This window comes from Halomonas sp. MS1 (assembly GCF_024182575.1).
Classification (GTDB): Bacteria; Pseudomonadota; Gammaproteobacteria; order Pseudomonadales; family Halomonadaceae; genus Vreelandella.
Map to the genome: position 1 here is coordinate 3,925,115 of NZ_CP098926.1, position 15,344 is coordinate 3,940,458.

12 protein-coding genes are annotated in these 15,344 nt (G+C 54.2%); all 12 read right to left on the reverse strand.

Annotated features, from left to right (window positions below):
• Positions 1–514: 514 nt before the first annotated feature.
• Complete coding sequence (locus NF683_RS18215) at positions 515–967, reverse strand: low molecular weight protein-tyrosine-phosphatase (protein WP_253920642.1); 453 nt, start codon at positions 965–967, stop codon at positions 515–517.
• A 150-nt stretch (positions 968–1,117) separates the two neighbouring features.
• Positions 1,118–2,350, reverse strand: a complete 1,233-nt coding sequence (locus NF683_RS18220) for an O-antigen ligase family protein (protein ID WP_253920643.1) — start codon at positions 2,348–2,350, stop codon at positions 1,118–1,120.
• 479 nt (positions 2,351–2,829) lie between these two features.
• Positions 2,830–3,726, reverse strand: a complete 897-nt coding sequence (gene menA / locus NF683_RS18225) for a 1,4-dihydroxy-2-naphthoate octaprenyltransferase (protein WP_253920644.1) — start codon at positions 3,724–3,726, stop codon at positions 2,830–2,832.
• A 397-nt stretch (positions 3,727–4,123) separates the two neighbouring features.
• Positions 4,124–5,113, reverse strand: coding sequence for a GTP 3',8-cyclase MoaA (moaA, locus tag NF683_RS18230; protein WP_253920645.1), 990 nt, complete (start codon positions 5,111–5,113; stop codon positions 4,124–4,126).
• Complete coding sequence (locus NF683_RS18235; RefSeq protein WP_193085196.1) at positions 5,110–5,514, reverse strand: putative zinc-binding protein; 405 nt, start codon at positions 5,512–5,514, stop codon at positions 5,110–5,112. Before NF683_RS18235 ends, moaA begins: the two co-directional genes overlap by 4 nt.
• Before the next feature lie 52 nt (positions 5,515–5,566).
• On the reverse strand, positions 5,567–6,829 hold the full coding sequence (locus NF683_RS18240; RefSeq protein WP_253920646.1) for a molybdopterin molybdotransferase MoeA: 1,263 nt from the start codon (positions 6,827–6,829) through the stop codon (positions 5,567–5,569).
• Entirely contained in the window at positions 6,826–7,404 is a 579-nt protein-coding gene (gene moaB / locus NF683_RS18245) for a molybdenum cofactor biosynthesis protein B (RefSeq protein ID WP_089038511.1), read from the reverse strand. The genes NF683_RS18240 and moaB overlap by 4 nt, the downstream gene beginning before the upstream one ends.
• 35 nt (positions 7,405–7,439) lie before the next feature.
• The gene (locus tag NF683_RS18250; RefSeq protein WP_253920647.1) at positions 7,440–8,261 is read right to left on the reverse strand and encodes a peptidylprolyl isomerase; all 822 of its coding nucleotides are present in this window, start codon (positions 8,259–8,261) and stop codon (positions 7,440–7,442) included.
• Between the two features lie 41 nt (positions 8,262–8,302).
• Entirely contained in the window at positions 8,303–8,995 is a 693-nt protein-coding gene (narI, locus tag NF683_RS18255; protein ID WP_253920648.1) for a respiratory nitrate reductase subunit gamma, read from the reverse strand.
• Between the two features lie 13 nt (positions 8,996–9,008).
• A complete protein-coding gene (narJ, locus tag NF683_RS18260) occupies positions 9,009–9,821 on the reverse strand; it encodes a nitrate reductase molybdenum cofactor assembly chaperone (protein ID WP_253920649.1) in 813 nt (270 codons plus the stop codon).
• A complete protein-coding gene (gene narH / locus NF683_RS18265) occupies positions 9,814–11,376 on the reverse strand; it encodes a nitrate reductase subunit beta (RefSeq protein ID WP_253920650.1) in 1,563 nt (520 codons plus the stop codon). Before narH ends, narJ begins: the two co-directional genes overlap by 8 nt.
• Positions 11,373–15,155 (reverse strand): nitrate reductase subunit alpha, encoded by a 3,783-nt coding sequence (locus NF683_RS18270; RefSeq protein WP_253920651.1) that lies wholly within the window; start codon positions 15,153–15,155, stop codon positions 11,373–11,375. The genes narH and NF683_RS18270 overlap by 4 nt, the downstream gene beginning before the upstream one ends.
• Positions 15,156–15,344 lie beyond the last annotated feature (189 nt).

Sequence of the window (15,344 nt, forward strand, 5' to 3'; positions counted from 1 at the left end):
GGTAATTATTTTTAATGTTACATAAGAATACAAAAATAATAACTTTATTTACATAACTACCGAAGGGTGAAATAACTACTACTTTTTCGAGCAGGAAGGCGTACATCTGTGGTAGTAAAAACAGCAAAATTTCTAGGTTGCCGGGGCAGGCAGAAAAGGAGAACTGGCATTATTTAAAATAATTATCTTTAAAAATCAATATATTAAAAAAATGAATAATATATTAACAGTATTGTCATTAGATTTTTACAATACTTATATGAAGGCAGCTGATGTTCTCTGAAAGCCAATCTTTCATGTAACATAAACGTTACAACATAGCGTTAACTTAGATTGGGTCTTTACGTGCGTAAATTCTTAATTAGAAATCAATCTGGCTTTTCATAGCTGCACACAGCATCAGTGAAAACTCAGCGAAAGAGAGAAAGGGACTCAGAGGGAGAAATCTAGAAGGCCACCCGTCGAAGCCTAGAGGGCCCTACTTATCAGGGGACCCTACTCAACATGACCGGTATCAACGTAGCGTTTTTGGAAGCTTTTCTGACCACAAAAGGCTCGCGTCTTTTAATAGCGTATGTACATACTCAAAGACATCTAGCGTCTTTCTATAAGGATCAGGGATATCTTGCCCTTCACCGTCATTCAGCCAACGACCAAGTAACAGCGTTTTCCCCAAGGCCTGCGGTGTTTGCTTCCCTAGAGCACGACGCTGGCCTTCCGTCATGACCAAAATGAGATCGGCTTGCTGAATCATTATCGTCGTCAACTGGCGTGCTCGGTGGTGAGTGACATCCAGGCCATCCGATTCTGCCAATTGTCGTGCAAACAATGATACTGGTTCCCCTTGTAAGGCACCTAAGCCAGCAGAGCTGATTTGATAGTTGGGGAGTTGCTGTCTGAGAATTGCTTCAGCGACAGGGCTGCGGCAGATATTACCCGTACAAACCACCAAAATATGCTTGAACATAAGCTACTTATTTCCTTAACAAGAAGCGGAGCGTCTAGTCTTCAAATATCGTGCTTAATGCATGCACCCGATAACAAGCCGACCCCGCATTCGATACAAAGGTGATAGTCATCAAAGCCATGGGATATCACTATTGTTGCAGCCAGTGCATTAATTAGCGTATCCATAGCGACTCTTCTGCAGAAGTGCCTCTGGAATCTGAACCCATAGGAAAATCAGCCAGCTAGCGTATACGGCTATACCTGCAGGGTACGCGAAAAAAGAGTAGCTCAAACCAAAGCTTATAAAGGCGACTGTCAACAGTACTCCAGCAACAGAAAAAGATTTATGCACTGGATTTTCACTGCGCAAACCTGGGAGGAAATGCCACAAAGGCACAAGGTAAAGCCCCAGCACCACTAACATGCCAAACAGTCCTCGCCTCACCCAGGCATCCAGTAAATCATTGTGCGCATGCCAGTAATTGCCTAATTTCGGGCTTAGAACCCCTTCAGCTTCTAGCCTTTGCATTGCGGGCTGATAGCCTTCATGTCCGTAGCCCATGAACGGATGCTCACCTATTAACCACAAGGCACCGCGATACATTTCCAGACGCGCTCCCACAGAGCCAACATCCGTTCCCTCAATATAGTGGTGCACATCAGCTACCGCCTTATTCACCCGCCTTTCCACTCCGCTTTGCGGGATGACGTACGCCACCACCAGCACTGCCACGACACAACAGATACCCAACCAACGCCATGCTGCTCGCCACTGATGAGCATAACTGTAGTAAAACACCCCTATCGCTAATGGCAGGGCTAACCAACCACCTCGCGTACCTGAAAGTGCCGATGCTATGACGCCTCCTGCTGCGCCCCCCAGTAACAGTAACAACCAACAAAAACGTGACGTTCTCTGATGCCAGGCCCAGCTCAAACCAGCCAGACATAGCAGCGCACTCAATAACGCAAAATTACCGAAGAAAATGGAGTGTAACGGCGGGTGCCCTGTTGCGCGCGTCAATCCAACCCCAAATTTTTGCCACGCAGCCCATCCACCCGCTCCTAACCCACTTATCGCCAGCCCCGCCCACCATCCTGCTGGCGGTGGTTTAACGGCGCCAATCATCAACACAACCAGCGCAGCTAGCCAAGCGGCTCCCGCCAATGGAAGCGCCTGTTTCAAGCTGTCATGCCATACGCCAATGACAATCTCGACCACGCCCAGCCCGACGATCAACACTAATAAAAGGTGATCATCACGCCCACTCGTACGCTCTATACAGCGCCAATTTGGTGTTTTTCTCCAAGCAAGGCTTCCCCCTATAAGAGTAACCACCAGCCCTAGCCAATAGCCTAAAGGCACCAACAGAGGGAATGTGGTGATTGCGATAGCCTGCATAAAGCATCTGCCTTGTCAGTGTCACCGGGAAGCAATCTCTAGCTTGTTTACGCAAGCCCGATAGCCTTTTAAATACGCGCACACAGTCTGTATTATTTACTTGCACAGTATTGCTGGAAATTTGGATCTATCAAAATCACTCAATAAATTACGCGTAAAATCTAGTCACCGACATTGATTGTAGAGGGACTTCCCAATTAAAAGAACACCATTGATCAGCTTAACCTTATCGATAGTAAAACAAGCTGACGATAGCTTGATAACAATCAGCCGGCACATTAACCAATAAAGCTTAACAACATCAGCCGCACACGATTAAAAAGCCAATTATCTGCAGGCAACAAGAACCCAAGCGCGACAATGCTCACGGGAACTTGCTACCAACGGCTTCCTCTCCCCTTTACCTCCTCATTACAGTGAATAAAACGCACTAAAAGAAAAGAGAACAGCAGCCATTATTGATCCGCATGTGTTGTTGCTTACGCAAAACGTAGAATCAACCAGACGGCTATCGCTAAAGAGTAGAGCGCTGTCTTTCCCAGTACTGGATTGAGTGCCGCCCCATCTCGCTGCCAAAACACTACATTTAATCCTACGCCTATCAAGCCCAGGCAGCTCCATACCCCCCAGCGCCAAACTTCTGTTGTGAAAGGCAGGGATACCATCCAAGGGCCGAGCGTTAAGAAGCTAAATAGCCATCGAGTGGCCCGTGGTCCGAGCCGCACTGCTAGTGTTCGCTTACCAGCCCGCGCATCAGTAAAGCGGTCACGAAGATTATTAACGACCAAAATGGCAGCCACGGGTAGCCCCATTAACAATGCGCTGATGATGGCTCTTTCGTTTACTGGGCTTTGTTGGGCCAGCAGGCTACCTAACACGGCCACTGGGCCAAAAAACAGCCAGACTGCCACTTCTCCTAATCCCAGGTTGGCATAGGGCCTTCTTCCACCGCTGTAACCCAGCACACCAAGCAGCGCTAGCCCACCAAACACCCACAATAACCAATGCCCAAAGAGGGCTAGCCATATACCCGTTACCAAGGCAATGCCTAACATTAGCAGCAGTCCTACCCGCAGCTCACTAACTCCTAACAAGCCAGACTGGAGTGCACGTACTGGCCCTAAACGATCGTGCTGATCAACGCCCGAAAGCCCATCAAAAAGATCATTGGCCAAATTAACCGCAAGCTGTAGCGCTAATGCACTAACCAAGCACAAGCACGCGGTGAGCCAGGAGAAATGGCTTGGTAGGACTAACGCCTGTCCTAACAAAATGGGGCCTACCGCTGCAGGCAAAGTACGCGGGCGAAGTGCTTGAATCCAGATGGCCAGTTTGTTGCTGGAAAACTCACCTTGAAATGGCTTAGTACGCGTCATTAATTGTCTTCTTTGGGTTATTGATCATTCCTGGGGCATAGCAGCGATTCTAACCCCGTCCTAGTCGATTAATTTAACAAAGGTACTGCTTCGCTTACCGTTAGGATAAATGTTAACGCATACAAAGGCTCGCCATTAAAGACAAATTGGTGGCAATTTTTTATGCGAAGAAGACAGAGTTAACGACGGGACACGACAAAGCATCCTTTCACAGAACCACTGCCAAAACGGATGAAATCAAGAGGAAATTTATGCCAACTCAAGGAGGATCGACACAGAGGCTATCTTAAAATCCTCTTTACCGAAGCTCCTCATATTAAAAATATACTTAGATCCCTTCTTAGACTCTATCAAGCAGATACAGTTTGAAGTGAAAACTGCTTTCGGCAACGCTGTACTAACCGCCAGTTGCATTCATAAATCGCAAAACCTGAACCTCACCATCGGTCGTAAAGTGGTGCCGCTCAGGCTTTTTCGTCATCGCCCCCACAATGGCTGCTTTTAGGCGCTGGATCTCCCCCGGATAACGTCGCATTACGGCGCGTAAATCTACCGAGTGCTCATTACCCAAGCAGAGGAGTAGCCGCCCTTCCGCCGTCACTCGAACACGATTACAGGCAGCACAGAAATTGTGGCTATGGGGAGAGATAAAGCCAATCCGCGACTGGCTATCCGCCATACGATAATAACGGGATGGCCCTAGGGTGGTCTCGGTGGTGGGTAAGAGTTGATAGTGGTTTTCTATGGTCTCACGAACCGCATCAGTGGAAAGAAAGGTTTCACCACGGTTATGCTCGCTGATTGCGCCCAGCGGCATTTCCTCGATAAAGCTGATATCGACTTGTTCATCCCGGGCAAAGTTTACCAAGTCGATAATTTCGTCGTCATTACGCCCCTTAAGCAATACGGCGTTGAGCTTAATCGACTGAAAACCAGCGCGACGTGCGGCACGGATACCCGCGATCACTTGGTTTAAGTCACCTGTTCGGGTTAATGCTTTAAAGCGCTCGGGCTTGAGCGAGTCAAGGCTAATATTGAGCCGATGTAGCCCGCCTTGACGCAAAGCATCGGCATGTTTGACCAGCCCTGAGCCATTGGTGGTCATCGCCAGTTCGCGCAGGCCCTCCAATTCAGCGAGTTTTTGCACTAGCGTTAGCACGCCCTGGCGTACCAGCGGCTCACCGCCAGTTAGACGGATTTTTTCCACGCCCAGCTCGACGAATGCCTGCGAAAGAGTGGCTATTTCCTCAAGGGTTAGCAATTGGGCTCGAGGCAGGAAGGTCATCTCCTCAGCCATGCAATACACACAGCGAAAGTCACAACGATCCGTTACCGATATACGCAGGTAACGCACCGTACGGCCAAATCCATCGACTAGCGCACTCATTCTACGGGCTCCCCTTGGGAACTGGCATTAACGGGCAGCCGAGCAATGAGTCCTTTTACCTCAGCGGTCACTTCGATGATTGTTTGCTCATCATAAAACTGACCCCGCCGCTTGCGCAGGCCGTTTTCATATAGCTTTACGTGCTCTGTGGGTATCACATCCGCGTTGGCGAGACAGTGGCTGGCACAGTGCATCTGGCACCCATCAATGGCTACGATAGGCCGCCCGGAACGGGCAATGCGCACTAGGCCAGGCACACCACCACCGACACCGGCAATGCACGACATTTCTGCCTCTCCTGCATGGTCAAGTCGCAGGGCAACACTATTGGCTAGTTGCGCAACATCAGAGCAGCCGGAACAAGCATAAATCAGTGCGCGGGGTTTGTGATGTGAAGACATACCCTCTCCTATAAAAGCTAACGAGGTCAGTGGTCACGACTAAAAAAGTGATTCAAGCGGCGAACTGATTGATGGGGTAGTAGTGATACGCCTCCCCTTCTGCCACATCGATTTCGGGGTTAATCATTAAATAACCATCAGCTTGGCTAGCCGCACCAAGCATATGCGAGCCCTGCCCACCGGCTAACTGCGCCACGGGACTCCCCTGTGACCAATCCAACACGACCCGTAATAGCTCGCAGCGCCCTTTGGGGCCACGCTGAGAGAAGCCCGCTGCTACTGGAAAACACTGTAACGAAGCTAAGTGTCGACCCTGCATAGCATGAATAAACGGCAGCGCCAGCAGTTGCCAGCCCACCAAGGAGGCCACAGGGTTACCCGGCAGCGCCATTAACGGCGTGCAAGTGGAAGGCTCCGCGCCTAGATAACCGAATGCAAAAGGCTTTCCGGGTTTCATCGCAACACCATGAAAATGTAGCCCACCGCGCTGCTCGATCACCGGACGAACGTGATCCTCCTCGCCTACCGAAACGCCACCGGTGCATATCACCACATCTGCAATGGTTTGTGCGTGCTCAAAGGCCTGGTGCAATGACTGCGGCGAATCAGCGATGACACCTAGATCCACTACATCGCACTGCGCTTGTGCGAGCAGAACGTTAAGCATGGCGCGATTGCTGTCGTATACCTGTCCCGGAGATCGCACCGTGCCTGGGGCAATCAGCTCATCGCCGGTTGAGAGCAGTGCCACCCGCAGGCGCCGCTTGACGGCAACGATATTGATCCCGTGGCTTGCCAGAAGCGCAATCGACGCTGCGTCAAGAAACTTACCCGCAGCGAGTAGCGGGGTTCCCATGCGGGTTTCCTCGCCTTGACGGCGAATATTAGCGCCTAGCACCAAGCTACCCTCGAGGTGTATATGCCCGCGCTTATCAAGGGTTACCCGCTCTTGAGGCACCACAATATCAGCCCCTATGGGTACCGGCGCGCCGGTGAAAATACGCGCGCAGCCCCCTTTCGGTAGCAGCATGACACCTGCGCCAGCCGGCACGCGCTGGAGAATAGGTAGGCCGGCACCGCGAGGTGCCGCTTGGTAATCAGCCAGACACAGCGCGTAACCATCCATAGCGCTATTGTCCACGCCCGGCATATCGAGAGGTGCCACTACCATTTCTGCCAGCACTCGCCCCGCCGACTGTTCAAGGGAGACATTTTCTACGCCATTAATCGGCGTGGCTGCGTCGATAACTCGTTGGCGTGCATCAAATAAATTTAACAAGCCGGGCGTGACTATTTCTGCGCATTGACAGTTCATAAGCGCTCCGAAACATGAGAGGTCGTTTCTACTTGACGTCCACTACAAGCAGGCGCAGAAGGCAACACCATTGCGACAAAGTTGCAGGGCCGCGTGCGGGAGTCCAACTGCAATGAGATGATTTTTTCCCACGCCAATTCGCATGCTTTGGGCGAACCGGGCATCGCAAACAACAGCGTCTGGTTGGCAACCCCCGCCACCGCCCGAGATTGAATAGTCGACGTGCCAATCGTTTGCAGAGAGTAGTAGCGAAACAGCTCGCCATACCCCTCAATTGCTTTGTCAAAAAGAGGAACTAACGCCTCAGGTGTGGTATCGCGAGCAGTGAAGCCCGTACCGCCATTCACCAGGATCGTGTGAATTTCGTTACGCGCAATCCACTCCGAAACCACAGCACGAACCTGATAAATATCATCAGGCACGATGCGCCGCTCCATTAGGTTATGGCCGCTTTCAATAAGATGCGCGGCGAGTAAGTCACCACTGCCATCCTCATCGAATCCACGCGTATCGGAAACGGTTAACACCGCGATGCCAAGCGGAGTGAAAAGTGCATCTACGGGAACATGGGACATCAAGCCTCTCCTATTAGCGTTTCTATTGCAGCAAGCTATTGCATCAAGCTGCCGCCAGCATCGTCATCCAGCACAATCCCTTCGACGCCTATTTCGCTCTCTAACATCAGCAAATAGTGACGCAGCGCGCGCCGAGTTGCCTGCTCCCGTAGGCTATGGCGCACCCGGTCAATCACTTGATCGAAAGGTAACGCCCTACCTTCTTTTCGTTCGTCAATACTGACCACGTGCCAGCCATAGCGAGACGCCAAGGGGCGCTCATGGAGGCCTGGGGGCAGGTGCTGCAAAGCGCGGTCCAACTCTGGAACGGTTTGCCCCGACACTAGCCAACCCAAATCACCATCCAGCTCTTTTGAAGGGCACGCGGAGTGGTGTTGAGCAAATTCGGCAAACCGTTCGGGTATCTGATTAAGCTGTTCGAGTAGCTTTTCGCCAAGCTGGTAAGCGTCGTCGCGCCCCTGGGAGTCATCGGGTGCGGCCGCGAGCAGGATATGCCGAACGCGTAACTGCACTGGTTCGCTAAAGCGCTCACGGTGGGTGTCAAAAAAGCGCTGGCAATCTGCTTCCCCCGGTTCGGGCACCTCAAGCTCCTGTTCGAGCAAAGCAGCAATCGCCGCATCTTCCTGTGCCTCGCTAACGTCCTGTGTCGATAGTAGGCCCAGGACGCTAGCACGCTGGCGAAGCAGCTCTCTGACCACCAACGCACGGGCGGCCTGAAGCTGGGCCTCTCCCGCCGTTTCAGCGGGGTGATACTGCATCTCCAACGCAATCGTTGCTTCATCGATAGGGGTGTCGCCGACGCGTACCGGAGGCGCAGCAACGCCCCCAGGTAGCTGTTCAATATCAATCATCTGCATATTATTTCTCCTCTAGGCCTGGCCGAGCACAATCTAGTTTTTTAACTGCGCCGACGTACAAGCTGATAACGCCGGGTCACATAACCAAACGGCGCGCTCCACACATGCACCAACCGCGAAAACGGGAACAGCAGGATGATGGTCAGGCCGATAAAGATATGCAGTTTGTAGATCCACGACACTTCCTGCATGTAATCCGCCGCACCGCCGCTGAAGAACACAATCGACTGCGCCCAGCTGGAGAGTGTCAGCATCATCTCGCCGTCCATATGGCCCAACGAGAAGATGATGGTCACCATACCCAGGCACGCTTGTAAGACGATCAAGCCCAGGATCAAGGTATCCATCATGCTCGACGACGCCTTTACGCGCGGGTTGGCCAGACGACGATAGAGCAACATGGCGCCGCCCACCACGCACATGGCACCGGCAATACCGCCCACCACGATAGCCACTAGCTGTTTAGTACCGGCGTGCAGAAACGGCTCATAAACCCAGTGCGGCGTGAGCATGCCCACCAAGTGACCGAAGAAAATCACGATAATCCCGATATGAAACAGGTTGCTGCCCAGGCGCATGTTCTTTGAAGAGAGCATCTGGCTAGAACCGGTCTTCCAGGTGTACTGACCATGATCAAAACGGAGCAGGCTGCCAAGCAGAAACACCGTGCCAGCGAGATAGGGGTAGTAACCGTAGATCAGATGGGTTAAGTAATGCGCAATCGCGTCATACATGATGATTCTCCTATTAACGATCGGCGGAAGGAGCGGAAGAGGCATTTAAAGACGGAGCAGGCATAATGCGTACCGGCTGGCTCTGAACGGTGTGTTTGCGCTCAGCCAAGCGGCGACCTTCAGCAGACTGCAATGCGCAATCCTCATCTGAGGTTGCTGAGAAACGCACCGCTTCTTCTTCCCATACGGCGTCTAGTGCTTCGGGGGTGTTGTCCGGCGCTTCTTTTTTGACCTGGGGCCGATGCTCCTCGACATCTCCCTCGGCGCCGATTAATGCCAATAGTGACAGCGGCACCAGGGCGTGATCCGCTCCCCGCTCCTCCAGCCGTGCCGTCAGCAACGCCAAGATATGGCGTATTTCGCCCAGCCAGCGACCAATTTCGGCTTCGTCGCACATTGAAAGGTATTCAAGAAATACCGGTAGATGATCGGGCAGTTCACGGGCATCTAGCTCAAAACCGGCCGCGCTGTACTCGGCCATAAGATCCACCATGGCCTGACCACGGTCACGTGATTCACCGTGAACGTGCTCGAATAGCAGCAGCGACGTAGCCCGCCCCTTATCGAACATGGCGACGTACTCGGCCTGCAGCTCAAGCAGGTCGCCCTCTTGGAGACGCTGACACCACGCCATTAGCGACGATTTGAGAGCAGCCCCCAGGCGGCGCTCGGCATTGAGAATTTCGATGAGCTCGCCGCTGGCATCCTGTAGTTCCTGGGTCGGGTAATCGAGCAGGCGGGCCAGTACGCGTAGGCTACGCATACCCTGTAGCGGCTCGAACGACGGCTCTATCGGGATCGGCGGTTGGGTAGCGGCTTCAGTCATGACGAGACTCCTCAAGTTGTGGCTGCGGGTCGAAGACCTCTACCGGCTTCACCAACACGCTGGTCTGCTTACGGCCATTGAACAGGTTGGGCTGGCTCTCACCATGGCAACCATCACCAAAGGTAAAGCCGCATCCGCCCCGTTCCGGGAAGGCTTCGGTGGCCATTTCCCGATGGCTGGTAGGGATCACAAAACGATCCTCATAGTTGGCAATGGCTAGGTAGCGGTACATCTCCTCTACCTGAGCGACGCTCAGACCCACGGCATCGAGCACGTCGGCGTTGGGTGAACCCTCTACGTGCTTGCCGCGCATATAGACCCGCATCGCCATTAAGCGCTTGAGTGCCAACACCACGGGCTCCTCTTCACCAGCAGTCAACAGGTTAGCCAGGTACTTCACCGGGATACGCAGCGATTCAATCTTGGGCAGGATGCCATCGAACTCGACATGCCCCGCCTCAGCGGCGGATTGAATCGGCGACAGCGGCGGTACGTACCACACCATCGGCAGCGTGCGGTATTCCGGGTGCAGCGGCAGCGCCAATCCCCAGTCGATAGCCATCTTGTAGACCGGAGAGGCCTGGGCGGCTTTGATGACGTTATCCTGGATGCCATCCCGCTTGGCCTGGGCAATCACTTCCGGATCGTTAGGATCTAGGAAAATCTCGCACTGGCGGTGGTAGAGGTCACGCTCGTCAGGGGAGCTTGCCACTTCCTCGATACGGTCAGCGTCATACAGCAGCACGCCGAGATAGCGAATGCGGCCCACACAGGTCTCGGAGCAGATGGTCGGCTGACCGGCCTCGATACGCGGGTAGCAGAAAATACACTTCTCGGACTTACCGCTTTTCCAGTTGTAGTAGATCTTCTTGTAGGGGCAGCCGGAGATACACATCCGCCAGCCACGGCACTTGTCCTGGTCGATTAGAACGATGCCGTCCTCTTCCCGCTTGTAGATCGCTCCACTGGGGCAAGACGCTACACAGGTGGGGTTCAAGCAGTGCTCACACAGGCGCGGCAGATACATCATGAAGGTGTTTTCGAACTGGCCGTAAATATCTGCCTGCACCTTGTCGAAGTTGGCGTCTTTGCGCCGCTTGGCGAACTCGGTGCCGAGAATCTCTTCCCAGTTGGGGCCCCATTCGATCTTTTTCATACGCTGACCGGAAATCAGCGAGCGCGGACGCGCCACCGGCTGGTGCTCGCCGATCTTGGCGGTATGCAAGTGTTGGTAGTCGAAAGTGAACGGCTCATAGTAGTCATCCATTTCAGGCAGGTCGGGGTTGGCGAAGATATTCGCCAGCACCCGCCATTTGCCACCAATACGCGGTTCAATCCGACCGTCGTTACGGCGCATCCAGCCGCCCTTCCACTTGGCCTGGTTCTCCCACTCTTTGGGATAGCCGATACCGGGCTTGGTCTCGACATTGTTGAACCAGGCGTACTCCATACCTTCGCGACTGGTCCAGACATTTTTGCAGGTCACCGAACAGGTGTGGCAACCAATACACTTATCAAGGTTGAGAACCATGCCTACCTGGGAACGAATTTTCATTTCACGGCCTCCTGAACGCTGTCATTGCCTTCACCATCCAGCCAGTCAACGTGCTTCATCTTGCGCACTAACACGAACTCATCGCGGTTTGAGCCGACGGTGCCGTAATAATTAAAACTGTAAGAGAGCTGCGCGTAGCCGCCGATCATATGGGTTGGCTTGGGGCAGACCCGGGTGACCGAGTTGTGAATACCGCCCCGCGTACCGGTGACCTCAGAGCCAGGGACGTTCACGTTGCGCTCCTGAGCGTGGTACATCATCACCATGCCCGCTTTGACCCGCTGGCTGACCACTGCCCGCGCGGCAATCGAGCCGTTGGCGTTGTAGACCTCGATCCAGTCGTTGTCCTCGATATCGATCTCAGCCGCGTCCGCCTCGGAGAGCCACACTACCGGGCCGCCTCGGTTAAGCGTCAACATCAGCAGGTTGTCCGAGTAAGTGGAGTGGATGCCCCACTTCTGGTGCGGCGTGAGGAAGTTCAGCGCCTTGCTCTTGAAGCCGTTGTCGGCGGGAAGCTGGAAGCCTTTGGCCGCCTTGGTATCGATGGGCGGACGATAGACCAGCAGGCTTTCGCCGAACGCGCGCATCCAGGCATGATCCTGATAGAACTGCTGACGACCACTCACGGTGCGCCAGGGAATCAGCTCGTGAACGTTGGTGTAACCGGCGTTATAGGAGACATGCTCATCCTCGAGGCCAGACCAGGTCGGGCTGGAGATAATCTTGCGTGGCTGGGCGACGACATCGCGGAAGCGGATCTTCTCCTCCTGCTTGGGCCTCGCCAGGTGGGTATGGTCGCGTCCGGTAATCTTGGAGAGTGCATCCCACGCTTTTACTGCCACGGCGCCGTTGGTTTCCGGTGCCAGGGTCAGAATCATCTCGGCGGCATCGATAGCGCTGTCGATCAACGGGCGCCCTTTATGCGGGCCATCCAGCTTGCGATGGTTGAGTTTGCCCAGCAGCTCGACTTCCGCATCGGTATTCCAACCGATGCCCTTGCCGCCGTTACCGATGCTTTCCAGCAACGGCCCTACGGAGGTGAAGCGCTCATAGGTTTCGGGATAGTTGCGTTTGACCTCAATCAGCGACGGCATGGTCTTGCCGGGAATCGGCGCGCATTCGCCCTTCTTCCAATCCATCACCGCCGGCTGGGCTAATTCTCCTGGCGAGTCGTGCTGCATCGGCAGCGTGACCAGGTCGGTCTCTTCGCCCAGGTGGCCTACACACACTTTGGAAAACGCCTTGGCAATACCCTTGTAAATATCCCAGTCGCTACGCGATTCCCAGGCAGGGTCGGTGGCGGCCGTCAAGGGGTGAATAAAGGGGTGCATGTCAGAAGTGTTAAGGTCGTCCTTCTCATACCAGGTCGCTGTAGGCAGCACGATATCCGAGTAAAGGCAGGTGGTGGACATACGGAAATCCAGCGTCACCAGCAGGTCGAGCTTGCCTTCCGGCGCCTCGTCACGCCATACCACTTCTTCGGGCTTCTGGCCGCCGAAGTCGCCCAGATCTTTACCCTGAATACCGTGGCGAGTACCCAGCAGGTACTTGAGCATGTACTCATGGCCCTTACCGGAGCTACCCAGCAGGTTGGAGCGCCAGATGAACATATTGCGTGGGAAGTTCTCTGGCGCATCCGGGTCTTCCGCGGCAAAGCGCAGTTCACCGCTCTTGAGCTGCTGAACCGCATAATCGGCTGTCGACATACTCGCGGCTTCGGCTTTTTTCGCTAGGCGTAGCGGGTTAGTGTCCAGTTGTGGTGCTGACGGCAGCCAGCCCATGCGCTCAGCACGCACGTTAAAGTCAATCAGGCTACCGGGGTAATCCTCGGCCTTGGCCAACGGCGAAAGAATTTCTTTAATCTCGAGCTTCTCGTAGCGCCACTGGGAGGAGTGACTATAGAAGAAGGAAGTAGAGTTCATATGGCGCGGCGGGCGCTGCCAGTCGAGGCCAAAGGCCAAAGGCGTCCAGCCAGTCTGCGGACGCAGTTTTTCCTGACCAACGTAGTGGGCCCAGCCGCCACCGCTCTGACCGATACAACCACACATGACCAGCATGTTAATCAGGCCGCGGTAGTTCATGTCCATGTGGTACCAGTGGTTCATACCGGCACCAACGATGATCATGCTACGGCCGTTGGTTTTATTGGCATTATCGGCAAATTCACGGGCAATGCGGGTGCACTGCTCTGCAGGGACACCGGTGATTTTCTCCTGCCACGCGGGGGTATAGGGGCGAATCTGATCAAACGAGGTCGCGCCATCATCTTCGCCGTCGCCAACAAAGCCACGGTCGATACCGTAGTTGGCACACATCAGATCAAAAACGGTGACCGCCAGCATTTCGCTGCCATCGGCTCTCTTTAAGCGTTTGGCGGGCAAATTGTGGAACAGTAGGTCATCGGCGGCGCCAACACCGGCTCCTTTTACGTGCTCAAAGTGTTCGTGTTCGATACCACCAAAGTAAGGAAACGCAACGCGCGCGACGCTATCGTGGTGGTTGACCAAACTGAGCAACGGCTTGATCTCGGTGCCTGCGGCGTCCAGCGACTCCAGATTCCACTTGCCCACTTCATCACCGGTTTCGCCCCAGCGGAAACCGATGGAACCGCGCGGCACCACCAACTGGTCGCGGGTTTCGTCCCAGGCGACGGTTTTCCACTCGGGATTGTTTTCCTGGCCCAGGGCAGCATCAAAATCACTGGCTCGCAGTTGGCGACCCGGTGCGAAGCTGCCATCTTCACGCGCTTCCAGTTCCACCAGGAACGGCATGTCGGTATAGCGGCGCACATAGTCCGTGAAGTAAGCACTAGGGTTATCGAGGTGAAACTCTTTGAGAATGACGTGGCCCATAGCCATCGCCAGAGCGGCATCGGTGCCCTGCTTGGCGGACAGCCACTCGTCGGTCAGTTTGGAAACTTCGGCATAATCCGGAGTGATCGAAACCGTCTTGGTACCCTTGTAGCGCGCTTCGGTAAAGAAGTGGGCATCCGGGGTACGCGTTTGAGGCACGTTAGAGCCCCAGGCAATAATATAGCCGGAGTTGTACCAGTCAGCGGATTCAGGTACGTCGGTCTGCTCACCCCAGGTCATTGGCGAGGCCGGCGGCAAGTCACAGTACCAATCGTAGAAGCTCATGCAGACGCCGCCAATCAGCGACAGGTAGCGGCTACCCGCGGCGTAGCTGACCATCGACATGGCAGGAATCGGCGAAAAGCCAAGGATACGATCAGGGCCGTACTGCTTAGCGGTGTAAACGTTAGAGGCAGCGACCAGCTCGTTGAGCTCATCCCAGTTACCGCGAACGAAGCCGCCCATGCCGCGGGCACGCTTGTACTGTTTAGTCTTGGCAGGGTCTTCAACAATCGACGCCCAGGCGTCGACCGGGTCTGGGTTAGCCTTCAGCGCTTCACGCCATAGCGCCAGCAACGGCTTACGAATCAACGGGTATTTGAGGCGATTGGCGCTGTACAGATACCAGGAGTAACTGGCGCCACGCGGGCAGCCACGCGGTTCATGATTAGGCAGGTCGGGCCGGGTACGAGGGTAATCTGTCTGCTGGGTTTCCCAGGTAACTAAACCGTTCTTAACGTAGATCTTCCAGCTACAAGAGCCGGTGCAGTTCACCCCATGGGTGCTGCGTACCACTTTGTCGTGCTGCCAGCGGGCACGATAACTATCTTCCCACTGGCGGGATTCGCTGCGTAGCTCACCGTGTTCGTTGGCAAAAGGCTCACGGGACTTGCGGAAGAAATTCAGCCGATCTATGAAGTGACTCATGGTCGATCTCCAGGCTCCTCGGAAATTTGCGTACCCGCCAGGCGGGCTCCATGGAGTGGATTCTGCGTGATCGACAAGCGAATTACTGCGTGATTACCTCCATATACACCCTATCTACCTCTAAGGTGATAGAGCGGCCAACGTAAAGGAATAGACGGTTGGCGCTGTTGAAATTAAACCGTGCTTGAA